The 22,480-nt window shown below is 72.5% G+C and carries 26 protein-coding genes; 9 read left to right on the top strand and 17 right to left on the bottom strand.

All coding sequences use genetic code 11. The features are described from left to right. The first annotated feature begins 68 nt into the window (after positions 1-68). Both O7627_RS07775 and O7627_RS07770 read left to right on the top strand, forming a co-directional pair. Positions 69-551, top strand: coding sequence for a hypothetical protein (locus O7627_RS07775; protein ID WP_278092822.1), 483 nt, complete (start codon positions 69-71; stop codon positions 549-551). Positions 552-744: 193 nt separating this feature from the next. Then, complete coding sequence (locus O7627_RS07770; protein WP_278092821.1) at positions 745-1,605, top strand: class I SAM-dependent methyltransferase; 861 nt, start codon at positions 745-747, stop codon at positions 1,603-1,605. A 114-nt stretch (positions 1,606-1,719) separates the two neighbouring features. On the opposite strand, the gene O7627_RS07765 is transcribed toward O7627_RS07770, so the two are convergent. Together O7627_RS07765 and O7627_RS07760 are read right to left on the bottom strand one after the other, a co-directional pair. After that, complete coding sequence (locus tag O7627_RS07765) at positions 1,720-2,514, bottom strand: isocitrate lyase/phosphoenolpyruvate mutase family protein (protein WP_278092820.1); 795 nt, start codon at positions 2,512-2,514, stop codon at positions 1,720-1,722. A 58-nt stretch (positions 2,515-2,572) separates the two neighbouring features. Beyond that, entirely contained in the window at positions 2,573-2,701 is a 129-nt protein-coding gene (locus O7627_RS07760; RefSeq protein ID WP_278092819.1) for a hypothetical protein, read from the bottom strand. A gap of 53 nt (positions 2,702-2,754) precedes the next feature. Here O7627_RS07760 and O7627_RS07755 point away from each other — a divergent pair, with 53 nt between their 5' ends. After that, complete coding sequence (locus O7627_RS07755) at positions 2,755-3,321, top strand: hypothetical protein (protein ID WP_347404643.1); 567 nt, start codon at positions 2,755-2,757, stop codon at positions 3,319-3,321. 2 nt (positions 3,322-3,323) lie between these two features. Beyond that, the gene (locus O7627_RS07750; protein WP_278092817.1) at positions 3,324-3,971 is read left to right on the top strand and encodes a nucleotidyl transferase AbiEii/AbiGii toxin family protein; all 648 of its coding nucleotides are present in this window, start codon (positions 3,324-3,326) and stop codon (positions 3,969-3,971) included. Positions 3,972-4,049: 78 nt separating this feature from the next. Here the strand turns inward: O7627_RS07750 and O7627_RS07745 are convergent, their stop codons facing one another. From O7627_RS07745 to O7627_RS07725, 5 genes are all read right to left on the bottom strand, one after another. Further along, a complete protein-coding gene (locus tag O7627_RS07745; RefSeq protein ID WP_278092816.1) occupies positions 4,050-4,352 on the bottom strand; it encodes a hypothetical protein in 303 nt (100 codons plus the stop codon). Next, positions 4,343-4,795, bottom strand: a complete 453-nt coding sequence (locus O7627_RS07740) for a hypothetical protein (RefSeq protein ID WP_278092815.1) — start codon at positions 4,793-4,795, stop codon at positions 4,343-4,345. The genes O7627_RS07745 and O7627_RS07740 overlap by 10 nt, the downstream gene beginning before the upstream one ends. A gap of 118 nt (positions 4,796-4,913) precedes the next feature. Beyond that, positions 4,914-5,099 (bottom strand): DUF397 domain-containing protein, encoded by a 186-nt coding sequence (locus tag O7627_RS07735; protein WP_278092814.1) that lies wholly within the window; start codon positions 5,097-5,099, stop codon positions 4,914-4,916. A 52-nt stretch (positions 5,100-5,151) separates the two neighbouring features. Further along, on the bottom strand, positions 5,152-6,036 hold the full coding sequence (locus O7627_RS07730; RefSeq protein WP_278092813.1) for a helix-turn-helix transcriptional regulator: 885 nt from the start codon (positions 6,034-6,036) through the stop codon (positions 5,152-5,154). A gap of 110 nt (positions 6,037-6,146) precedes the next feature. Beyond that, positions 6,147-7,973, bottom strand: a complete 1,827-nt coding sequence (locus O7627_RS07725; protein WP_278092812.1) for an ABC transporter ATP-binding protein — start codon at positions 7,971-7,973, stop codon at positions 6,147-6,149. An 81-nt stretch (positions 7,974-8,054) separates the two neighbouring features. Between O7627_RS07725 and O7627_RS07720 the strand changes: the two genes are divergently transcribed. Continuing rightward, positions 8,055-8,639, top strand: coding sequence for a TetR/AcrR family transcriptional regulator (locus O7627_RS07720; RefSeq protein WP_278092811.1), 585 nt, complete (start codon positions 8,055-8,057; stop codon positions 8,637-8,639). Between the two features lie 3 nt (positions 8,640-8,642). Here the strand turns inward: O7627_RS07720 and rdgB are convergent, their stop codons facing one another. The 7 genes from rdgB to O7627_RS07685 form a co-directional block, all read right to left on the bottom strand. After that, positions 8,643-9,260 (bottom strand): RdgB/HAM1 family non-canonical purine NTP pyrophosphatase, encoded by a 618-nt coding sequence (rdgB, locus tag O7627_RS07715; RefSeq protein ID WP_278092810.1) that lies wholly within the window; start codon positions 9,258-9,260, stop codon positions 8,643-8,645. Continuing rightward, complete coding sequence (gene rph, locus O7627_RS07710) at positions 9,257-9,985, bottom strand: ribonuclease PH (protein ID WP_278092809.1); 729 nt, start codon at positions 9,983-9,985, stop codon at positions 9,257-9,259. The genes rdgB and rph overlap by 4 nt, the downstream gene beginning before the upstream one ends. Before the next feature lie 184 nt (positions 9,986-10,169). Continuing rightward, entirely contained in the window at positions 10,170-11,321 is a 1,152-nt protein-coding gene (locus tag O7627_RS07705) for a glycosyltransferase family 1 protein (protein ID WP_278092808.1), read from the bottom strand. Positions 11,322-11,435: 114 nt separating this feature from the next. Further along, a complete protein-coding gene (locus O7627_RS07700) occupies positions 11,436-12,182 on the bottom strand; it encodes an MBL fold metallo-hydrolase (protein ID WP_278092807.1) in 747 nt (248 codons plus the stop codon). Positions 12,183-12,413: 231 nt separating this feature from the next. Beyond that, positions 12,414-13,379 carry a cysteine synthase gene (locus tag O7627_RS07695; protein WP_278092806.1) on the bottom strand — a complete coding sequence of 322 codons (966 nt, stop codon included), beginning with the start codon at positions 13,377-13,379 and terminating at the stop codon, positions 12,414-12,416. A 19-nt stretch (positions 13,380-13,398) separates the two neighbouring features. Then, a complete protein-coding gene (locus O7627_RS07690; RefSeq protein WP_278092805.1) occupies positions 13,399-13,737 on the bottom strand; it encodes a MoaD/ThiS family protein in 339 nt (112 codons plus the stop codon). 66 nt (positions 13,738-13,803) lie between these two features. Then, positions 13,804-14,292, bottom strand: coding sequence for a M67 family metallopeptidase (locus tag O7627_RS07685; RefSeq protein ID WP_278092804.1), 489 nt, complete (start codon positions 14,290-14,292; stop codon positions 13,804-13,806). A 164-nt stretch (positions 14,293-14,456) separates the two neighbouring features. Here O7627_RS07685 and O7627_RS07680 point away from each other — a divergent pair, with 164 nt between their 5' ends. Then, positions 14,457-15,317 carry an aldo/keto reductase gene (locus O7627_RS07680; RefSeq protein ID WP_278092803.1) on the top strand — a complete coding sequence of 287 codons (861 nt, stop codon included), beginning with the start codon at positions 14,457-14,459 and terminating at the stop codon, positions 15,315-15,317. Between the two features lie 7 nt (positions 15,318-15,324). Here O7627_RS07680 and O7627_RS07675 read toward each other — a convergent pair whose 3' ends face one another. The 3 genes from O7627_RS07675 to O7627_RS07665 form a co-directional block, all read right to left on the bottom strand. Then, entirely contained in the window at positions 15,325-15,819 is a 495-nt protein-coding gene (locus O7627_RS07675; RefSeq protein ID WP_278098198.1) for a DUF2017 domain-containing protein, read from the bottom strand. 2 nt (positions 15,820-15,821) lie between these two features. After that, on the bottom strand, positions 15,822-16,112 hold the full coding sequence (gene clpS / locus O7627_RS07670) for an ATP-dependent Clp protease adapter ClpS (protein ID WP_278092802.1): 291 nt from the start codon (positions 16,110-16,112) through the stop codon (positions 15,822-15,824). A gap of 81 nt (positions 16,113-16,193) precedes the next feature. Continuing rightward, complete coding sequence (locus O7627_RS07665; RefSeq protein WP_278092801.1) at positions 16,194-17,630, bottom strand: hypothetical protein; 1,437 nt, start codon at positions 17,628-17,630, stop codon at positions 16,194-16,196. 199 nt (positions 17,631-17,829) lie between these two features. On the opposite strand from O7627_RS07665, the gene O7627_RS07660 reads away from it, so the two are divergent. From O7627_RS07660 to O7627_RS07650, 3 genes are read left to right on the top strand one after another with little or no spacing between them, the layout of a single operon-like run. Then, positions 17,830-20,517 carry a LuxR family transcriptional regulator gene (locus O7627_RS07660; RefSeq protein ID WP_278092800.1) on the top strand — a complete coding sequence of 896 codons (2,688 nt, stop codon included), beginning with the start codon at positions 17,830-17,832 and terminating at the stop codon, positions 20,515-20,517. A 27-nt stretch (positions 20,518-20,544) separates the two neighbouring features. Further along, the gene (locus O7627_RS07655; RefSeq protein ID WP_278092799.1) at positions 20,545-21,831 is read left to right on the top strand and encodes a nicotinate phosphoribosyltransferase; all 1,287 of its coding nucleotides are present in this window, start codon (positions 20,545-20,547) and stop codon (positions 21,829-21,831) included. Positions 21,832-21,864: 33 nt separating this feature from the next. Further along, positions 21,865-22,467, top strand: a complete 603-nt coding sequence (locus O7627_RS07650) for an isochorismatase family protein (RefSeq protein ID WP_278092798.1) — start codon at positions 21,865-21,867, stop codon at positions 22,465-22,467. Positions 22,468-22,480: the final 13 nt, after the last annotated feature.

Raw genomic sequence — 22,480 nt, 5'->3', positions numbered from 1 at the left:
ATAGACCGCCGCGCGGCGGCCACGATGAGAGGGCCATCAGTTCGATGCCCCCTCGGGAGGTCCGCGTCATGGCCGTCCTTCGATCTCGCCTGTTCCTCTGGCCGGTGCTGAACCTGCTCATCGCGGTCGCGGTGATCGGGCTGCCGCACGGCAGCACCGCCGCGGCCCAGACCACCACGGTGTGCCTGCGCAGTCAGGTCCCGTACGGCTATGTGATCATCGGTGAGACGTACCAGTCGTCCTGCCTGGACGACTCGGCTTACGTCATCACCCTGCCGCCGCGCGACGGCACCACCACCGCGATGTGCAAAGGAAACCTCGCCGGGGTGCCGCGCGGTTTCGTGGTCGTCGGTGAGACCAGTTCCGGGCCCTGCGACGGGTACCTCGCCGGAACCTGGGTCATCCGCACGCCGGCCCCGAGCGGCATCACCGTCATCTGCCGGGTCAACCTGGGCCAGATCCCGGCCGGCTTCCAGGCCGTCGGCGGCAGCACATCCGGCGGCCCCTGCAGCAGCCTCAGAGGCACCTGGCAGATCGCGCCGATCCCCTGACCCCCAGGCGTCGCCCGCCTCAGCCCTCCGGTCTCCGGTGTTCGTGGCGCGCTCAGCCGTCAAAATGAGGTGCTCTATAACGGCTCCGTGCGCCACGATCAGGGGGCGCTCCGCTGATGCGGAGCACCAGCGTGGACGCGGAGCCGGCGCGGACCGGCGGTCGGCCAGGCCACTGCACCTACCGGAGCTGCCGATGACCGACTCGACCGGCGAGATCGTCGACTACTACACCGCCCGGTTCCGGGAGGACACCCGTCTGCAGGCGCGCCCCCAGGGCCGGCTGGAACAGCTGCGGACAATCGAACTGCTGACCGAGCTGCTGCCCGAACCGCCTGCGCGGGTCCTGGACGTCGGCGGTGGACCGGGGGTCTACGCCCGGGTGCTCGCCTCGGCCGGCTACCAGGTCCGCCTGGTCGATCTGGTGCCCAGCCACGTCGCCCAGGCGCTTGCCGGCGACCCCGCCGTCGACGCGGTGGTGGCCGACGCCCGCGCGCTGCCCGAGCCCGACGGCGGGTACGACGCGACCCTGGTCCTTGGCCCCCTCTACCACCTGCTCGAACGCGGGGACCGGGTCCAGGCGATCCGCGAGGCCATCCGGGTCACCCGCCCGGGCGGCCGGGTCGTGGTGGCGGCCATCTCGCGGTTCGCCGGACCGCTCGACTTCGCCGCCACCGGACGGCTGCGCGGCGAGCTGATCGACGAGGCGCGGGCCCTGCTCACCGACGGTGTGAACGACGCGCGTATCGGCTTCACCCGCGCCTACTTCCACCGGTTGCCGGAGCTGGTCGACGAGTGCCGGACGGCCGGCCTGGCCGAGCTGGTCGTACATGGGGTGGAGGGGCCGGCCTGGACGGCGGCCGAGGCCGCGGCGGGTGGGCCGCTGGCGGATGCGGTGTTCTCCGGGGCGCTGGAGCTCGCCCGCCTGTTCAGTAGCGAACCGACGCTTGTCGCCGCCAGCAGCCACCTGCTCGCCACCGGCCTCGTCCGCCGGAGGGCTGCGAACGACCTGGGCGAGCAACAGCCATGGAAACAAAGAAGCGGAGAGCGAATATGACACCGGGTCATGATTATGACTCGGTGGTATATCGCTCTAACGGCATATTGGGTCGAGCGGGGTGTTGCTGACTCATGCGACGGCGCGCGCGGGCGCCAGAGACACTCCCGAGGCTCAGTCGAAAGCCGCGTCGCGTACTGACTGGGGCAGCGCTCGGTCGAGGTAGGTGCTGGTGCCGGCGTCGCGCAGTTCGGTGGCGGCGTGCACCAGCGCGCCGTACGCGGCCCAGGCGAGGCTGCCTCCGGTGGAGACCCGGCGCACCCCCGCCTCGGCCAGTTGCGGCACGGTCGGGCCGTCGGGCAGCGCGAGCACGTTGACCGGGGCGCCGACCTCGCCGACCAGGCGGGCGATGTCGTCGAGGTCGCGGAGCCCGGGTGCGTACAGACAGCCGGCGCCGGCGTCCCGGTAGGCGATGAGACGGGCGATCGTGTCGGCCAGGTCCGCGACGCCGTAGAGGTGGTTCTCCGCCCGGCCGGTCAGCACCATGCCGTGGTCGGCGCAGACGCTCGCGGCAGCGGCGATCCGCTCGGCGGCGACCTCGACCGGGTCGACGCGGCCGGCGACCGGGTCGTAGTCCTCGATCGACACGCCGCTGGCGCCGGCCTCGGCGAGCATCCGCACCGTCTCGGCGACGCCGGCCGGGTCGTCGGCGTAGCCACGCTCGGCGTCGACCGACAACGGCACCCGGACGGCGGCGGTCAGGGTGGCGACGTGGGTGACCAGTTCGTCGCGGGTGACGCGCTGGTCGGCGCGGCCGAGGGTGGCGGCGAATCCGGAACTCGTGGTGGCCAACGCCGGGAAGCCGAGGTGTGCCAGCAGCCGCGCCGAGGGCACGTCCCACGGGTTCGGCAGCACGAACGTGCCGCCGGTGTGCAGCCGCCGGAATGCCTCGCGTACGTCCTCGGTCACGGCGCCCGATCCTACCGGTGCCGGCAGCGGCAACCCCGATGCTGACCGGGTCGCCGGATCAGATCCGCCAGTGCAGCCGGACGTCGTCGACGCCGGGTCCGACCACCACCGTGACCAGCAGTTGCCGCAACGCGGACGCCCGGCAGCCGGGCGCGATGGCGTCGATCGCCGTACGCCGGGCCGCCACGAGCGGACAGGAAACCGCCTAGCAGGCTTGGCCTATCCTGGTAGGCTCACCATGTGAGTCAGCACTCCGAAGACGAGCTGCGCGCGGTCGTCGCCAGGTATGAGGCGACCAAGGCAGCCGCGTTGACCGAACGGGATGAGCAACTGCGGGCGTTCCACGCGAGCGGCTGGCGACCGGTGGACTTGCAGCGCATCACCGGGTACAGCCGCGAAACGATCCGGCAGGCCCTGAACCCAGAGATTCGGTTAGCGACAAACGTCAGTCGGCGCAGGACTCAGCCGCAGCCGCCGGCTGACTACCGCCCCTACGGTGACCGCAAACCCTATGTGGTAGCTGACACCCTCACCGCGCTGACCGGCCCGACCTCGGGCGTGATCACCCTTCCGCGTCACCTGGACTGGTCCGGCCACGCCGAGTACGACCTGAGTCGGCCCGCACGTCTGGTCAGCATGTACAAGGTGGTCCTCACCGAAGCCGGCTCGGTTGACGACCTCGGCACCTGGCTCAACGCGGACCTGCTCCGGCGAATCTGGCCCACCCTCTGGCTCCCGCCCCAACTACGCCGGCAATGGGAGGAAGCCTTCCCTGAGCTCGTCACCACCGGCACGAACGCCGCGTAAGGGTGGACGCCTTCCACGAGCGGCTCGCCCGCATCGGCCTTGCCGCCGCCCGCCGATACGGGTTCGCCCTCGCCGGCGGCTATGCCGTCCAAGCCGCTGGGCTGCTGGAGCGTCCCAGCGAAGATGTCGACCTGTTCACCGCCTGGGACTGCCGTGACGAATTCAGCACCGCGGTCGCGGTCATCGTGGATGCCTACCGAGGCGATGGACTGACCGTCGAGATCGAGCGGCAGTACGACACGTTCGCCCGACTGAATCTCACCGACGGCGCCCGCGCAGCCAAGGTGGAACTCGGGGTGGACTGGCGCGCTAACGAACCCATCCTCATGGCCATCGGACCGGTCCTGCACCCCGATGACGCGGTCGCGAACAAGATGAGCGCGCTCTACGGCCGGGCGTTTGCCCGTGACTTCATAGACATCGACGCCACACTCCGATCCGGCCGCTACACCCAGGATGTCCTACTCAACCTCGCGCAACGCGCCGATCGCGGCTTCGACCGACGCATCTTCGCGGACGCCCTCAGACAAGTCGACCTGCTCGATTCGGACGACTTCGCTCAGTACGGCGTCACCGGCGAGGCACTGAACGATCTTCGGAACAGATTCGCCACCTGGCGCAGCGAGTTACTCGGCGGACAGGGCCCTTAAGCTGAGACCCCGTCGTGGAGGCCCGACGCACCCCCGCCTCGGCCAGTTTGCGGAACGCTCGGACCGTCCGGCACCGGCTCAGATCCGCCAGTGCAGCCGGACGTCGTCGACGCCGGGGCCGACCACCACCGTGACCAGCAGTTGCCGTAACGCGGACGCCCGGCAGCCGGGCGCGACGGCGTCGATCGCCGTACGCCGGGCCGCCTCGACCAGGACGCGGGACTCCAGAGCCCGCGCCGACGCCACCGGCCCGGCTGGGCACGTCGGGCAGCCGTAGCTGCGCCGACCGTCCATCGTGCCGCAGTCCATGGGCCGGTCGCATCGAACGCACCGGGCCAGGCCGCGCAGGAGGTACGGATCGTCGGTGAAGCTCAGCCCCACCGGGCGCTCACATTGGGGTGCCGTCGGGGGGCCGGTCGGCCGAGGTCGCCGGTCCCCCGATGCCGTGGCGCGGCGGGCGGTGGCCCGTCGGGGCGTACCGGTCGTTCGTGCCAGGGGCGCGGCTGGGTGTCGTCGGTGGTGATGGTGGCCGGGTCGACGCCGGCCGCCTCGATCACCGCGATCGCGTGGTGCCGGCGACGGCATCCGAACCGCCCGCAGGCGCAGGCCCCGTCGCCGACCGGCTCGTGCCGCAGGTAGACCTCCGCGCAGTGGGCGAAGAGCAAACTGCCTTGCAGGTACGGGATAGTCACCGCGACCACCACCGTCGGGGCCGGCGGGTTGCGGCGGCCCACCGGATCGCCGCGCACGGCCAGGTCTCCTCGCACCACCGGCAGGACCGCCGCACGGGTCTCCCCACCAGCCGGCGTAGCCGAAACCGCCACCCGATCCACTCCCGACGGTGCAACGCCACAACGGCCTGCGCCGTGCCGTACCTTCCCACCAGATCCTCATGCGATTCAGCCACGGGTCCTCCCGATCGCGATCATGCTGGGAGGCGGGCTACCCGGCAGCCGACTCCCGGACGATGACGCCGAGCTGGACCGCCCGGGTGAACCGCCGCCACTGCGGAGCCTCGAAGGCCAGGACGGCCCCGTCGTGACCGGCCTTGCTGTCGCAGACGCCTACGACGTCTCCGGCCATCTGAACGGCGACACAGGCGTTGTTGCCGTCAGTCCTGGTCGACATCCGCCAGTCACCAGGGGTGAAACGAGGATCACGTCCGTTGGTGAATCCACTGCTAGCTGCCATTGGGGGTGCTCCCGAGTCCGGTCTCGACGGTAAGCCTGGCGGCCGCCTCCCGGATGAAACGGATGCTGTCCTCTACGGACATCGCCGCACGGCTCAGCCGGTCGAACATCGTCGAGTAGGCCGTGGCGGTTTCAGCGGAGGCGTCGATCAGGTCCTCGTACACGGTATCGACGACGACCACCGTCGGAGCATCGCCGTGTTCGTAGATGGCGAACGGCGACCGGGGTGAGAACCCTTCGCCGAGTCGGGCATCCACCGGAAGCACCTGCAGTGCGATAACGCCTTCGGCGAGTTTGAGCAGGTGCTGGAGCTGCCCCAGCATCACCGATGGCGGCACGGCCAGCCGCCGCACCACCTGCTCCTCTATAACCAGTGAGTACGCGGGCGCGTCCGGTGCGGCGAGCAGTTGTTGACGCCGGAGCCGTGCCGCCACGATCGCCTCGCTGTGCTGCCCACCGGCGGCCTCCGCCCGGCACCGCATGTACTCCTCGGTCTGGGCAAGGCCCGCGACAAGAAATGGTTGGTACTCACGGATCGCGTCGGATCCGTGCTCGATGTTCGCCACCACCCGTTGCCGATCACCCATCGCGGCATGATCACGGTGGTCCCACCATCCCGCCTCGGCGGCCTCCATCGCCAGGTCGATGATCTCCTGATGCCGGGAGTCGCCCTGCGGCACACCAAGTGCCCGAAGCAACTTGATGACTGCGGCGAGATTCGGCTTCCGATCTGCGTTTTCGAGCCGAGAGAGCGTCTGACGAGGCAGGCCGGTGGTCTGGGCCAACTGCTCGTGGGTGAGGCCGGCCTCGTGCCGCAGTGCGAGCAGGACCTGCGCGAGGTGCATCCGGCACACGAGCGGGCTCGTGGTCGGCACCGGCGTCGCACCTCCAGCCTCGGCATCTTCTCAACCTGGGACGCGACGCGAGCGTACCTCCACCGCCCGGCCACCCCGTCGACAGCGGTCGGGCGAGCCGACCCGCCGGCTCAGCCGGTGGTGGCGGGGATCGGCAGGTCCTCGGCGGGTTGGGCGATGCGCAGGGCCTCGATCAGGTCGCGGTAGAGCGCGTCGGTCGCCAGCAGGGTCTCGTGGTCGCCCCGGGCGCGGATCCGGCCCGCCTCCATCACGATGATGGTGTCCGCGTCGATCACCGTCGAGAGGCGGTGCGCGATTGTCACCACGGCGCCCACCTCGGCCCGGCTCCGGATGCAGTCGTGGATGGCCGCCTCGGTGATGGCGTCCACCTGGGCGGTCGCCTCGTCCAGCAGCAGCACGTCGGGGGCGCGCAGGATGGCCCGGGCCAGCGCCACCCGCTGCCGCTGGCCACCGGACATCGACGACGGCGTCAGCTCGGTGTCCAGACCGCCACCGAGCGAGTCGATCTTGTCGTCCAGCCGGACCTCGCGCAGCACCCGGCGCAGCTCCGCCTCGTCGGCGTCGGGGTGGGAGAAGACCAGGTTCTCCCGGATGGTGCCGGGCACCACCGGGGCGTCCTGCTCGACGTACGCCAGCCGGGCGCGCACCTGTGCGTGGCCGAGCCCGGCGTACGGCTGGCCGTCCAGGAACAGCTCGCCGTCCTGCGCGGTGATGAAGCGCAGGATCAGCGAGAAGAGGGTGGTCTTGCCGGCGCCGGAGGGGCCCACGATCGCGACGTGTCCCCGGCGCGGGATGGCCAGGTCGATCCCGCGCACGGCCGGCGGCAGGCCGGGACCGTAGCTGGCCGTCACGCCCCGCAGCTCCAACACGGCAGGCTCGGGCGCTTCCGGCGTACCCGATGGGGCCTGGCCGGACCGCGACCGCGCGTCGCCGTCCGGAGGCGCCCCCGTCGGGGGGTCGGTCTCGACCGGGAGGGCGTCGATCTCGCGGATCCGGCCGGCGGCGGCGATGCCGGCCTGCAGCGCGGTCACGTGCTGACTCAACGAGGTGATCGGTCCCATCAGCGCGAACGCGTAGAGCAGGAAGGCGATCAGGCTGGAGACCGGGAGCAGTCCCTCGCTGACCCGCCAGGCGCCGATGCCGAGGATCAGGATGATGGCGAGCTGCACGCCGGTCCAGGAGATGCTCATCGCGGTCGCCTGGCGGCGTACCGCCCGGATGCTGTACCTGGCCGACTCGCGGGCCTCCGCGACGATCAGCTCGGCCTGCCGCTCCTCGGCCCGGCTCACCTTCACCGTCCGGATCGCCCGCAGGCTACCCTCCAGCACCGCGCCGAGCCGGCCGACGTGTTCCTGGGCCCGCTCCTGCGCCTTGGCGATGGCCGGCATCAGCACCAGGAACAGGGCCGTCACCACGGCCACGGCCGCCATCGTGGTGCCGAGCAGAACCAGGTCGAGTACGCCCATCAGCACCAGCGTGCCGACCAGCATGACGGCGCCGTTGAGCAGTTCGATCAGGCTGCTGGCGGCGGCCTCCCGCAGCAGCACGGTGTCGGAGGTGACCCGGGTGGTGAACTCGCCGGTCGGGCGGCCGTTGATGGCCGGGACGGTGGCCCGGAACAGCCGGTGCACCATCGACCGGCGCACGTCGAAGACCACCCGTTCGCCGAGCGACCCGAGCAGGATCCACTGCCAGACCCAGATGACCACCCCGACCACCGTCAGGATCAGCAGGCCGACCACGGGGGCGGTCAGCGACCCCTCGGCGGCCAGCGAGTCGAGGACCCACTTGGTCACCATCGGGGTGGCGAGGCCGGCGGCCGACCCGAGCAGGGCGAGCAGCAGCCCGAAGGCGAGGGTGCGGGTGTGGGGGCGGGCGAAGGACCAGATCAGCCGGAGCCGGGGAAGACGCTGCTGCCGAGAAGATGGGTCAGCCATACCTCTGATTGGAACACCTCTGTTCCAGTACGGTCAAACGAATTACCGAAGTGGCAGTTCATCGCTTATATTGAGGGTCTTATGAGCCAGCCACGGTCGGTCGTCGACGAGTCCGGATCGCGGGCCCGGACCCGGCGCGCCATCCTGGACGCGGCCATCGCGGTGCTCTCCCGCGACCAGAGCGCCTCGCTCGCCGAGATCGCCGTCGAGGCGTCGGTCGGGCGCACCACCCTGCACCGCTACTTCCCCGAACGCTCCGACCTGATGGCCGCGCTCGGCAGCCACATCCTCGACCGGGTGGCGGGCGCCACCGACCAGGCCCGACTGACCAGCGGGACGGCGATCGAGGCGATGGAACGGGTCTGCCGCGAATACTTCGAACTCGGCGAGACCCTGCTGCTGGCCTTCAACGACCCGCAGGTCACGGCCGGCCAGCAGTGGCAGCAGGACACCGAGTGCGACCTGGCCCTGCTCGACCTGGTCAAGCGGGGCCACGCCGACGGCACCATCGACCCCGCGATGGACCCCCGCTGGGCCCGCGAGACGCTCTGGTGCCTGCTCTACGCTGCCTGGCAGCACACCACCGAGAACGGCGTGGCCCGCTACGACGCGTTGGACCTCTGCGTGCGTACCCTGCGCAAGGCCCTGGCCCCCGGCGGACGGTGACCGTCAGGCGCCGGCCGGCAGCACCTTCGTGAGCAGCTTGGCCAGCAGCCGCAACGCCTTACCCCGGTGGCTGATCGCGTCCTTCTCGGCCCCGGTCAGCTCGGCGTTCGTCCGGTCCTGCCCCTCGCCCAGGAAGATCGGGTCGTAGCCGAAGCCGCCGTCGCCGCGCCCGGCCCGCAGCAGCCGGCCGGGCTGCCTCCCCTCGACCAGGTGCTCCTTGCCACCCGGCAGCACCAACGCCACCGCGCAGACGAACGCCGCCCCCCGGTGCTCGTCCGGCACGTCGCCGATCTGGGCCAGCACCAGGTCCAGGTTTGCCTGGTCGTCGCCGTGCCGGCCGGACCAGCGGGCGCTGAACACCCCCGGCATGCCGCCGAGCGCGTCGACCGCCAGCCCGGAGTCGTCGGCGACCGTGGGCAGACCGGTCTGCCGGCAGCCCTCCCGGGCCTTGATCAACGCGTTCTCACCGAAGGTCAGCCCGGTCTCCGGCAGCTCCTGGTACTCCGGCACGTCGGCCAGCCCGATCAGCTCGACCCGCTCCCGCCCCAGCGAGCCGTCCAGGATCCGCTGCAGCTCGGCCAGCTTCTTGGCGTTGCGGGTCGCCAACAGCAGGCGGGTCACAGGTCGAGCGCCTTCCGCTGCAGGCCGGCGAGCTCCGCGCAGCCGGCCACCCCCAGATCCAGCAACGCGTCGAGCTGGTCGCGGGCGAAGACTCCGGCCTCCCCGGTGCCCTGCACCTCGACGAAATCCCCGGCGCCCGTGCAGACCACGTTCATGTCCACCTCGGCGGTGACATCCTCGGCGTAGTCCAGATCCAGCCGGGGCTCGCCGTCGATGATCCCGACACTCACCGCCGCCACCGAGCGGTGCATCACCGCGGCCGGCTGACCCACCAGGGCCTTCCGCCCGGCCAGCCAGAGCACCGCGTCGTAGAGGGCGACGTAGGCACCGGTGATCGCCGCCGTCCGGGTGCCGCCGTCGGCCTGCAACACGTCGCAGTCGAGGGTCACCGAGTTCTCGCCGAGCGCCTTCAGGTCGAGGCAGGCCCGCAGGCTGCGCCCGATCAGCCGGGAGATCTCGTGGGTACGCCCACCGATGCGGCCCTTCACGCTCTCCCGGTCGGACCGGGTGGTGGTGGCCCGCGGCAGCATCGAGTACTCGGCGGTCACCCAGCCCAGCCCGGAGCCGCGCCGCCAGCGCGGCACACCCTCGATCACGCTCGCCGTGCAGAGCACCCGGGTGTCCCCGAACTCGACAAGCACCGAGCCCTCCGGGTGCCGGCTCCACTGGCGGGTCAGAGTCACCGGACGAAGTTGGTCGGGCTGCCGCCCGTCGGGTCGCGCCATGCCGGCAGCCTATGCGTACGCCGAACCGGCCCCCGTGGTGCCCCCGGCCCGCCGGTCCCGGCCAGCCGGTCGGCGGCGCGGCGCGACGGGACCGCCGGGCGGCGCGGCGCTGGCCCGGCGCCAACCGACCGCCGCACCACCCGCCGGAGGGACGCAGCACCGCCGGAGGGCCGCGCCGCGGCCGTCAGGCCGCGAGGCGGTAGGTTCCGGGTACCAACCGGCGGGTGCGGGCGGCAGCGGCCCGGTAGTGATCGATCAGCTCGTCGCCGACGGCCGCCCAGCTCCGCCCGGCCACGGTGGCGCGGGCCGTCGCGCCGTACGCCCGCCGCCGCGCCGGATCGGCAGCCAGCTCGGCCACCGCGGCGGCCAGCGACGCACCGTCACCGGGCGGCACCACCAGCCCGGTCCGGCCGGGCTCCACCAGATCCTGTACGCCGCCCGCGGCCGGCGCCACCACCGGCAGGCCGGACGCCATCGCCTCCTGCACGGTCTGGCCGAACGTCTCGTACGGGCCGGTGTGGGCGAAGACGTCGAGGGTGGCGTAGAGGTGGGCCAGGTGCTCCCCGTGGCAGGCGCCCAGGAAGGTCGCCTGCGGCAACTGCCGCTCCAGGTCGGCGCGGGCCGGCCCGTCCCCGACCACCACCACCCGCACCCCGGGCAGCGCGCAGGTGGCGGCCAGCAGATCGACCCGCTTCTCGACGGCGAGCCGGCCGACGAAGCCGACGAGCGTCTCGCCGGCGGGCGCTAGCCGGCGGTGCAGGTCTATGTCCCGGCGGTCCGGGTGGAACCGGACCGCGTCCACCCCGCGCCGCCACAGGCTCACCCGCTGGACCCCGTTGGCGGCCAACGCGTCGGCGGCGGCGGTGGAGGGCGCCAGCGTCCGGTCGGCGGCGTTGTGGATGGTCCGCAGCCACCGCCACGCCGCCGCCTCACCCCAGCCGAGGTGGTACGCGCGGGCGTACGCGGCCACGTCGGTCTGGTAGACGGCGACCGTCGGCAGCCCGTGCTGCCCGGCCACGGTCATCGCCCGCGCGCCGAGCACGAACGGGCTGGCCAGGTGGACGACGTCCGGGTCGGCGCCGAGCAGCGCCTCGGCCAGCCGGGGGGTGGGCAGGCCGAGCCGGAAGCTGCGGTACCGGGGCACCCCGACGCTGGGCACCCGGATGACGGGGTAGGGATGGGCTTCGCCGACCATCCGCTGCCCGGCGGCCGGCGCCGGCGCGATGACGACCGGCTGATGGCCGCGGGCGAGCAGGTGCTCGGCGGTTCGGAGCACGGAGTGCGCCACGCCGTTGAGGTCCGGGGCGAAGGACTCGGTGACGACAGCGATACGCATGCGCTCACCGTGCGGGCCGGGCCGGTGCGGCCGGCTACGGCAAGCTGACCGGCCGGCGAACATCGGCGCACAAGATGCCGATACCCGTTTCGCCGGCCCCGCCGGGCTGCGGGCTCAGACGTCGTAGCGGGCGCCGGGGCGGACGATCTCGACCGGCCCCGCGAACGCGCCCACGGCCGCCTCGAAGGTGTCCGCCTCGCTGCCCCAGGCGGGCACCAGGTGGGTGAGCAGGAGCCTGCCGACCTCCGCCTTGGTGGCGATCTCGCCGGCCTCCCGGCCGGTCAGGTGCAGGTCCGGCGGGTTGTCCACGCCGTCGAGGTAGCTGGCCTCGCAGAGGAACATGTCGGCGCCGTGGGCCAACCGCAGCAGCGACTCGCAGGGGGCGGTGTCGGACGAGTAGACAAGCGTCCGATCGCCGTGCTCCAGGCGTACGCCGTAGGTTTCGACCGGATGGTTGACCCGGTCGACGGTGACCGCGAACGGCCCGATCGGGAAGCTGCCGGGCTGCAGGCCGTAGAAGGTGTAGACGTCGTCGACCGGGCCCTCGTCCTGGCTGTAGGCGCTGGCGATGCGGTCCGGGGCGCCGGCCGGCGCGTAGACCGGCAGCGCCGGGTACGGCCCGTCCGGGGCGTACCGGCGGACCACCACGTAGGTGACCGCGTCGAGCATGTGGTCGCAGTGCAGGTGGGTCAGGAGGATCGCGTCGACGGCGTTGAGGCCGGCGTAGCGCTGCAGGGCGGTCAGCGACCCGGAGCCGAAATCGACGAGCAGGCGGAAGCCCTCGGCCTCCACCAGGTAGGCGGAGCAGGCGGACTCCGGACCGGGGAAGCTCCCGGCGCAGCCCAGAACGGTCAGTCGCATCCGGTCGTCCCGTAGTCACTGATCGTCACGGTCAGCCCGCCGACCACGGAAAAAAGAATCATTGTCGGAGCGCCTGTCACGCTGCGCAGCCTACGCCGCGACGCGTGGGCGCAAGAAAGATCCGGTGGTTCTTGTCGCGAAGGTGACACCGCCGTGACCACGGCGAAAGCGAAGCATCTCGGCGTTGACCAGGCACGACCAGCTACTCTGAGTAATTGTCGGATGTCGGCGTCAGGCCCAGAGTTGGCCGTCCAGCGCGTCCTCGGCCTCGGCCAGGGTGCCGCCGTACGCGCCGGTGGAAAGATATTTCCAGCCGCCGTCGGCGACCACGAACGCGACGTCGGCCCGGCGCTCCTCCCGGACCGCCTGATGGGCCACGGCCAGGGCGGCGTGCAGGATCGCACCGGTGGAGAAGCCGGCGAAGATCCCCTCCACCTCGACCAACTGCCGGGTACGCAGCACCGCGTCCTGGGTGCCGACCGAGAACCGCCGGGTCAGCACGGTGGCGTCGTAGAGCTCCGGGACGTAGCCCTCGTCGATGTTGCGCAGCCCGTAGACCAGCTCCCCGTAGCGTGGCTCGGCGGCGACGACCTCGATCTGGTCGACCTTCTCCCGCAGGTACCGCCCGACCCCCATCAGGGTGCCGGTGGTGCCGAGGCCGGCCACGAAATGGGTGATCGTGGGCAGGTCCCGCAGCAGTTCCGGCCCGGTCGTCTCGTAGTGTGCCCGGGCGTTGCCCTCGTTGCCGTACTGGTAGAGCATCACCCAGTCGGGATGCTCCTCGGCGATCCGCTTGGCGGTCGCCACCGCCTGGTTCGAGCCGCCCGCCGCCGGCGAGAAGATGATCTCCGCGCCGTACATCCGGAGCAGCTGCACCCGCTCCGAGGAGACGTTCTCCGGCATCACGCACACCAGCCGGTAGCCGCGCAGCTTCGCGACCATGGCCAGCGAGATCCCGGTGTTGCCGCTGGTCGGTTCGAGGATGGTGTCACCGGGGCGCAACCGCCCGGCCCGCTCGGCCTCGCGGACCATGAACAGGGCCGGCCGGTCCTTGATGCTGCCGGTCGGGTTGCGGTCCTCCAGCTTCGCCCAGAGCCGCACCGGCGGTGCCCCGTCGGGCACCGTCGGCGACAGTCGGGGCAGGCCGACCAGGGGCGTCCCACCGCAGGCGTCGAGGAGGCTCTCGTACCGTGCCATGGTGATCCGGCCCCCGGGCTCAGCCGGCCGCGACGCGGGACGCGTGCTGCCGACCGAGGGCGGCCGCCGCCGCCAGGCCGAACGCGCCACCGGCCACCGCGGGCAGGATGGTGACGGTGTCGCCGTCGGAGAGCTTGGCGTCCAGGGCGCCGAGGAACCGGACGTCCTCGTCGTTGATGTAGACGTTGACGAACCGGTGCAGGGCACCCTCGTCGGTGACCAGCCGGCCGCGCAGGCCGGCGTGGTTGGCGTCCAGGTTGGTGAGCAGCTCGTTGAGCGTGTCGCCGGCACCTTGGACGACCTTCGCGCCGCCGGTGTAGCTGCGCAGGATCGTGGGGATGCGAACTTCGATGGCCATGATGTCCTGACTCCTAGGAAAACGACGGTGCGGTGGATGGGCGGGCTACGGGCGGGCGCTGGGAAGCTAGCGGCCCGAACACTCGTAGTCGACCGTCGCCGGGCTCTGCCCGAACATGTAGGACTGGACGGCGTGCGGATCCACCCCGGCGTCGACGACCCGGACCGGCTCCTCGGTGACCACGCCGTCCACGATGCGGAACGAGCGGATCTCCTCGGTCTCCGGATCACGGGTCGAGACGAGCAGGTAGTGGGCGCCGGGCTCACCCGCGAACGCCACGTCGGTCCGGGACGGGTACGCCTCGGTCGCGGTGTGCGAGTGGTAGATCACCACCGGCTCCTCGTCCCGGTCGTCCATCTCCCGCCAGACCCGCAACTGCTCCATCGAGTCGAACTCGTAGAACGTCATCGAGCGGGCCGCGTTCTCCATCGGGATGTGCCGCAGCGGCCGGTCGCTGCCCACCGGGCCCGCGACGACACCGCAGGCCTCGTCGGGGTGGTCCCGGCGGGCGTGGGCGACGATCTCGTCCACGACGGTCCGGTCGATGCTCAGCACGGCACCCAGCGTACCGCCTGCCCCCGGCCCCGGGGCGTGGCCGGCGTCACGCGACAACCGCCCCACCGGCGCCCGACAGCGGGTTTTCCGCGTCACGGCCGGGAGAAACTTGCTACCCGGACCAGCCGAAACTGGTGCCACGAACCGACAGAGGAGCCCGAAGAATGAGACAACGACAGATAGGTGACGTGCCGGTGAGCGCGATCGGGCTCGGTGGCATGCCGATGTCGATCGAGGGCCGGCCGGACGAGCAGCGTTCGGTGCGGACCGTGCACGCCGCGCTGGACGCCGGGATCACCCTCATCGACACCGCCGACGCGTACCACCTGCACGCCGACGAGGTCGGGCACAACGAGTCCCTGATCGCCCGGGCGCTGGCCAGCTACGGCGGGGACACCTCGGCGGTGCTGGTCGCCACGAAGGGCGGCCACCTGCGCCCCGGCGACGGCAGCTGGACGAAGAACAGCTCGCCGGAATATCTGAAGGCGGCCTGCGAGGCGTCCCTCAAGCGGCTCGGGGTCGAGGCGATCGGCCTGTACCAGCACCACCGGCCCGACCCCGACGTCCCGTACGCGGACTCGATCGGCGCGATCCGGGACCTGGTCGACGCCGGCAAGGTCCGGATGGCGGGCATCTCCAACGCCGACCCGGACCAGATCCGGCAGGCCCGGGAGATCCTCGGTGACCGGCTGGTCTCGGTGCAGAACCAGTTCTCCCCGGCCTTCCGCAGCTCCGAGCCGGAGCTGCGGCTCAGCGCCGAGCTGGGGCTGGCGTTCCTGCCGTGGTCGCCGCTGGGCGGCATCGCCCGGGCCGGCGAGCTGGGTGGCCGGTTCGCCCCGTTCGCCCGGGTCGCCGCCGACCGCGGGGTCAGCCCGCAGCAGGTCTGCCTGGCCTGGTTGCTGGCGTTGTCGCCGACGGTGGTGCCGATCCCCGGCGCGAGCCGGCCGGAGACCATCCGGGACTCGGCCGCCGCCGCTGATCTCGTCCTCGACGAGGCCGAGCTGGCGACGTTGTCGGCCACCTGAGCGCCGGTCAGTCGATCAACGCGTTGAGCAACGACTCCTGCAGATAGCCGAGGTAGGCGTAGACGGACAACTGGAACACCCGGCTGGACGAGGGGTCCACCCGGACCGCCTCGTCCAGCTCCTCCCCCAGGTCCATGCCGTCCTTGATCTCCAGTCGGGTGCCCATCGCCAGCCGGGCGTCGTTGAGGGCTCGCAGCCACGCCTCGGCGGCCTCCGCGTCGAGGCGTACCTCGCCGCCGGTCGGGGGCGGCAGCGCGGCCAGCACGGCGCCCGCCTGGTCGATCTTGGCGGTCTTGAGCTCACCCTCGGTGTACTGCCGGAACTCCGTCGAGTCGGCCGGGTCGTCCGGGTAGATGTCCGGGAAGAGCCGCCCGACCACCGGATCGGAGTGGTCGAAGCCGTCGGTGAGCAGCCCGACCACCTCGGAGGCCACCTTGCGCAGCACCCGGACCTCGTCCGGGGCCAGGGTGGCCACGCAGTGCGCGCCGTAGCGCCGGAACATGCTCACCCCCGCTCCACCGTCGCCCAGAGCCCGTACGCGTGCAGCTGGGAGGCGTCGTGTTCCATCCGCTCCCGGGCCCCGCTGGACACCACCGCCCGCCCCTTCTGGTGCACGTCGAGCATCAGCTTCTCAGCCTTCTCGTGGCTGTACCCGAAGAGCTTCTGGAAGACCCAGGTGACGTAGGACATCAGGTTCACCGGGTCGTCCCAGACGATCGTCACCCATAGCCGGTCGGAGACCGGCACCTCTTCGGTCTCCGGCGTCTCGACCGGGGCAACCTGTGGAGCCGCCATGTTCCCCATCGTGCCACCGCATCGGCCCCAGTGATGAACCGGAACACCGTGGTCGTCCGGATCTCCTTTTCGCCGACCCGCTCAGGCCAGCAGTACGCCGTGCTCAGCCGAGTCGGTGAGCACCGCGGTCAGGGCCACCCGGACGGCCTCTATCCGGCGGTTGGTCTCCCGCGACAGCTCCAGCTCCACCTCCCGCAGGGCGCGCCGCAGCCAGGACCGGGCCCGAGCGGGGTCGGCGTTGGCCGGGGTCCGCCAGAACTGGTACGCGCCGCCGGCCACCGCCAGCCCGAGCGGCGGCAGGATCGCGTCGGACCGGCCGGTGGGGTAGCCGGCCAGCGCGGCGACGGCGTCCCGGCCGGCGACGACGGTCACCTCGCCGGCGTTGGTCACCAGCAACACCCGCTCCAGGTCCCGGGACGGCCGGTGCCCGCCGACGGTCCACCGTACGGCGGCGACCACCCGCCGGCGCACCTCCGGCTCGGCCACCGGATCGAGAACCAGGGCCAGGGTGTCGTCGAGAAGCCGGTCGACCGCCTCGTCGCACTCGGTCACGGCCACCGACGACAACGCGTGCAGTTCCCGGTCCAGCGCCTCCGGCAGGCCGGCGCAGCCGGCGCCGAAGACGACGGCCTGGACGCAGCGCAGGTGGATGTTCGCCAGTTCGAGGGCGAGGTGCTGACGCAGCCGGTGGCCGGCCGTGCGGGCCTGCCGGTCGAGCTGCTCCGGCCAGTCCGGTACCCGCCGGCCGGGCACCAGCGGCACCCGTCGGCTGCCGTCGGGGGGCACCGGCGGGCGGACACTGGCCCGGCGCAGGCTCTCCGGTCCGGCCCAGTCGAGCAGCGCGCGCCGGAGCACCGCCGGATCGGGCGTCGCCGGATCGACGGCGAACCAGTCGGCCCCGGCGAGCGCCGGCACCGCCACCCGCAGTTCGGCCCGGTGCCGGTCGAGCGCCGCCGCCGGATCCGGTGCTCCGTCCCAGCCGCCGTCGGTGGCCGGGGTGAGCACGAAGAAGACCGCCGCGTCGCCCCGGGAGACCTCGGTCAACAGGTCGACTGCGGCGGCGTCGAGCGGCCGGCCGGCGGTGCCGGCCACGAGCAGCGCCCCGCCGCGGTCCACCGCGTCCAGCACCAGCCGCTGGCCCGCCGCACCGAGCGTGGCCAGGTCGGGGGTGTCGACCAGGGCGAAGTGGCGAAGCAGCGGCTCGGGTCGGGTCAGCTCGACCCGACGTGGTGGCCGGGCCAACGCCGGCCCGGCGCCGACCGGGTCGGGGCGGTGGTCGACTGGTTCGCGGTAGCCGGGCACGTAGGCCAGCCCGTCGATCCGGTCTCCGTAGCCGACCACCAGGAAGCTGCCTCGGGGCACCCGCAGCGCCGCACCGGTGGTGTCGAGCAGGACGCCGAGCACGGCGGAGCGGACCCCGGCCGACGGGCCGACCGTCACCACCGCGAGCGGCTGGTCCAGACCCGACTCGACAAGCAGTGGCCGGCCCAGGCCGGCGGGGCGGGCCCGGTGCTGCACTCGTTGGCCTCCCCTGCTGACGATCCCCGTTCGCCGTCGGACGGCTGGCATCCTCGACGGCTGCGGGGATGCCGAAACGCTACGTTCTTATGGGACGGCGGCACGACCACTTCGGGTACTCAGGAGTAACCGTACAGCTACTCAACTTCGTTCAGTCACCGGGTGCACGCGGATGGCAGTCGCTCGATATGCTGCCCCGATGCATCGGTGGAGCTTTGTCGGGCGGGCGGACGAACTCAACCGGTTGATCGCCGCGGCCACCAGCGAGAGCGGCCGCGGACTGATCCTGAGTGGATCGGCCGGCATCGGCAAGAGCCGGCTGCTCCGCGAGGCGATCGGGCAACTCCCCAGCGACCGGTACGCGGTCTGGTCCGCCTCGGCCAACATCGCCACCGCCGGTCTGCCGTTCGGCGGCCTGGCCCAGATCCTGCCGGCCGACCAGCCCGCCGGGCTCTCCCCCACCGGCTTTCTCCGCTGGGCGGTGGACGCGTTGCACCAGCAGGCCGCCGGCCGGTCCATTGTGCTCGGCATCGACGACGCCCACCTGCTCGACCCCTCCTCGGCGGCGCTTGTCTACCTGATCGCCCGGTCCGGCAACTCCACCGTGCTGGGCACCCTCCGCAGCGGCGAGTCGGTGCCGCTCTCCATCCGTGCGCTGTGGACGGACGACCTGGTCGAGCACGCCGAGCTGGGTCCGATGACCGGGGCGGACAGCGCCGACCTGCTGGCCGGAATGCTCGACGGCCCGGTCGACCCGGTCTCCGCCGAACGGCTCTGGCGGCTCTCCGCCGGCAACGCGCTGCTGCTGCGCGAGCTCGTCATCGCCGCCCAGGGCAGCGACGAGCTGGACCAGGTGTACGGGATGTGGCGCTGGACCGGCCGGCTGGAGCTGGCACCCAACCTCACCGACCTGGTGGACTCCCGGCTGGGACAACTCAGTCCACAGGTACGCGCGGTGGTGGAGCTGGTCGCGCTCGGCGAACCGATCGGCCTCGGCCTGCTGGTCGGATCGACCAGCCAGGCCGACGTCGAGGCGGCCGAACAACTCGGCCTGATCGGGGTGGTCCCGGACGACCGGCGGGCCAACGTCCGGCTGACCCACCCGCTCTACGGCGAGGTGGTCCGGCAGGGCTGCCCGGTGACCCGGACCCGGCGGCTCAAGGCGAACCTGGCCGACCTGCTGGAGCAGGCCGGCAGCCGGCGCCACGACGACCTGCTGCGGGTGGCGGTCTGGCGGTTGGACTCGGGCACCGCGCAGGACCCGGCCCTGCTGCTGCGCGCCGGGCAGCAGGCCTTCGGCCGGTTCGACGTACCGCTGGCGACCCGGCTCGCCGCGGCGGCCCAGGAGTCGGGCGGCGGCTTCGACGCGGCGGAGCTGCTCGCCACCATCCTGATGTTCGCCGACCAGCCCGACGAGGCGATCCGGGTGCTCGACCAGGCGGCCGACCAGACCACCAGCGGCCAGCGGCGCAGCCGCTGGCTCACGGTCCGGGGGATGGTCACCTACTGGGGGCTGAGCCGGGATGCGACGGTCGACGAGATCGCCGCCGGCGCCGCCGAGTTGACCGATCCGGCCGACCGCGCCCGGGTCCGGGCGTTCGAGGCGATCATGCGGCTGCACCGGCTCGACCTCGACGCGGCGGCCCGGCTCAGCCGCAACGTCCTGGACCGCCCGGCCGCCGCCGTCTCCGCCCGCGGGCTCGCCCGGTGCACCATCGCCCACCTGCAGGCCGCCCAGGGCAAGCTGGAGCAGGCCCGGCGGGCGATCGCCGGGGTGGAGGCGGACGCGGCCCAGTGGCGGGGCGACATGCCGTACCTGCAACTCGCGCTGGAGTTGGCGCGCGGCACCCAGTTGGCACTCGCCGGCGACCTGGCCGGCATCGACGCGATCGTGGCCGCCGAGTTCGCCGACCTGGCCGACGCCGGCGACTTCCGGCTCGGCTCCGGCTACCTGTCCATCCTGCGGGCACAGGCCGCCCGGCTTCGCGGCCAGACCGGCGACGCCCTGCGGGCCAGCCTCGGTGCCTGCGCGGTGCTCGCCACCAGCCGGGTCTACGCCGGCCTGGCGCACGCCGAGCGGGCCCAGGCGGCCGCGATGCGCGGCGAGGCGGATCAGGCCGCCGAGGCGATGGCCGAGGCCGACCGGGCCCAGGCGCCCGGGATGGCCGTGCTGCATCCCTGGCTGGAACAGGCCCGCGCGGCCACCCTGGCCAGCGCCGGCGACCTGGCCGGCGCCGCGGACTGCCTGCTCCGGTTGATCGCCCGGCTGCGGGCGGACGGCTTCGCCGGCCACGAGGTGCTGGCCCTGCACGACCTGGTCCGGCTGGGCCGTCCCGACACCGACGTCGGCTGGTCGGCCCCCGGTGGCCGGCGGCAGACCGTCGCGCAGCGGCTGACCGTCCTGACCGAGACCGTGGAGGGGACGCTGGCGCCGCTGCTGGCCCGGCACGCCTGGGCGCAGTCGCAGCGCTCCGGCGACGAGCTGCTGGCGGTCGCGGCCGACTTCGCCGCCGCCGGCCTGGACGCCTTCGCGGCCGAGGCGACCGCGGGCGCGGTGGCGAGATTCCGGGAGGCCCGCTCCTACCGGCTGCAGGAGGCCAACCTGCGTCTCAGTGACCTGCTGCACCGCTGCGACGTGCTGCGCACTCCGGCGCTGGCCACCCGGCGGGCGGCGCTCACCGACCGGGAACGCCAGGTAGCCCGGCTCGCCGCCAGCGGCCTGGCCAGCCGCAACATCGCCGAGCGCCTCTACATCTCGACCCGCACGGTGGAGAACCATCTGCAGCGGGTCTACAGCAAGCTCGGGGTGGCCGGGCGGAGCGAGCTGTGGCCGGTGCTGCGAACCATCCCGGAACAGGACGGTCACCGCAAACCCGCTGGCGACTAGCGCCCCCGACCGCCTTACCCTGTGAGGATGGAGAACCCGGGCGTCGGCCTGCTGACCGACCACTACGAGCTGACCATGGTCAGCGCGGCGCTGCGGGACGGCACCGCCGACCGGCGCTGCGTCTTCGAGGTCTTCGCCCGCCGACTGCCCACCGGCCGACGGTACGGCGTGGTGGCCGGCACCGCCCGGCTGATGGAGCTGCTGCGCGACTTCCGGTTCACCGAGGCCGAGCTGGAGTTCCTGCGCGCCCGCGGCGTCATCGACGAGCCGACGGCCGACTGGCTGTCGCGCTACCGATTCACCGGCGACATCGACGGGTACGCCGAGGGCGAGCTGTTCTTCCCCGGCTCGCCGATCCTCACCGTCGCCGGCACCTTCGCCGAGTGCGTACTGCTGGAGACCCTGGTCCTGTCGGTGCTCAACCACGACTGCGCGATCGCGGCGGCGGCGGCCCGGATGGTCACCGCGGCCCGGGGCCGCACGGTCATCGAGATGGGCGCCCGCCGCTCCCACGAGGAGGCGGCAGTGGCCGCCGCCCGGGCGGCGTACCTGGCCGGCTTCGAGTACACCTCGAACCTGGCGGCCGGCGCCCGGTACGGGATACCGACCGCCGGCACCGCCGCGCACGCCTTCACGCTGCTGCACGACGACGAGCGGACCGCGTTCGCCTCCCAGGTCGCCGCCCACGGCAAGAGCACCACGCTGCTCGTCGACACCTACGACATCGGCCAGGGCATCCGCAACGCGATCGAGGTGGCCGGGCCGGAGCTGCGGGCGATCCGGATCGACTCCGGTGACCTGGCCGTGCTGGCCCAGCACTCCCGGGACCTGCTCGACTCGCTCGGCGCCACCGAGACGAAGATCATTGTCTCGGGCGACCTGGACGAGTACGCCATCGCCGCGCTCGCCGCCGAACCGGTGGACATCTACGGCGCCGGCACCGCCGTGGTGACCGGCTCCGGGGCGCCCACCGCCGGGCTGGTCTACAAGCTGGTCGAGGTCGACGGCCGCCCGGTGGTGAAGCGGTCGGAGAACAAGGCGACCGTCGGCGGCCGCAAGGTGGCGGTACGCCGGCACAAGCCGACCGGGACCGCGACCGAGGAGGTGGTGGTCTCCCAGGGGGTGCCCGACTACCAGGCCAACGACCGGCCGCTGCAACAGAGCTACCTGGTCGGCGGCGAGCCGGTGCCGCTGCCGACGCTGAGCGCCGCCCGGGACCATCTCCGGCAGTGCCTGATCTCGATCCCGTGGGAGGGGCTGAAGCTCTCCGCGGGCGACCCGGCGATCCCGGTCTCGGTCATCCCGGCAGGTTGACCGTCGTTCCGGCAGGTTGAGAAGGGGAAACCGATGACCCGAGCGTTGATAATCGTGGACGTCCAGAACGACTTCTGCGAGGGCGGTTCGCTCGCCGTCGCCGGCGGGGCGGCGGTGGCGGCCGAGATCACCGACCGGCTGGCGGCCGAGCCGGACCGCTGGGACCACGTGGTGGCCACCCGCGACCACCACATCGATCCGGGTGCACACTTCGGCGACCCGCCCGACTTCGTCGACTCCTGGCCGGCGCACTGCGTGGTCGGCACCGGCGGCGCCGAACTCCACCCCGACCTGGGCACCGAGCGGATCGAGGCGACCTTCCACAAGGGTGAGTGGGCGGCCGCGTACTCGGGGTTCGAGGGGGCCACCGCGACCGACGGGGATCCGGCCGGCGGCGGTGAGCGGCTGGCCGACTGGCTGCGCCGGCACGACGTCGACACCGTCGACGTGGTAGGCATCGCCACCGATCACTGCGTACGGGCGACCGCGCTGGACGCGGTGCGGGCCGGCTTCGCCACCACCGTGCTGCTCGACCTGACCGCCGGGGTGGCTGCCGCCAGCACCGAGACGGCCCTGCGCGAGCTGGCCGAGGCGGGCGTCACACTGCGCGGCGAGCCCCGGGGCGCCGCGGTGTGACGCTGGTAATTCG

Source organism: Solwaraspora sp. WMMD1047 (assembly GCF_029626155.1).
In the GTDB taxonomy this organism is placed as follows: Bacteria; Actinomycetota; Actinomycetes; order Mycobacteriales; family Micromonosporaceae; genus WMMD1047.
This window is presented reverse-complemented; position numbering and strand designations above follow the sequence as displayed.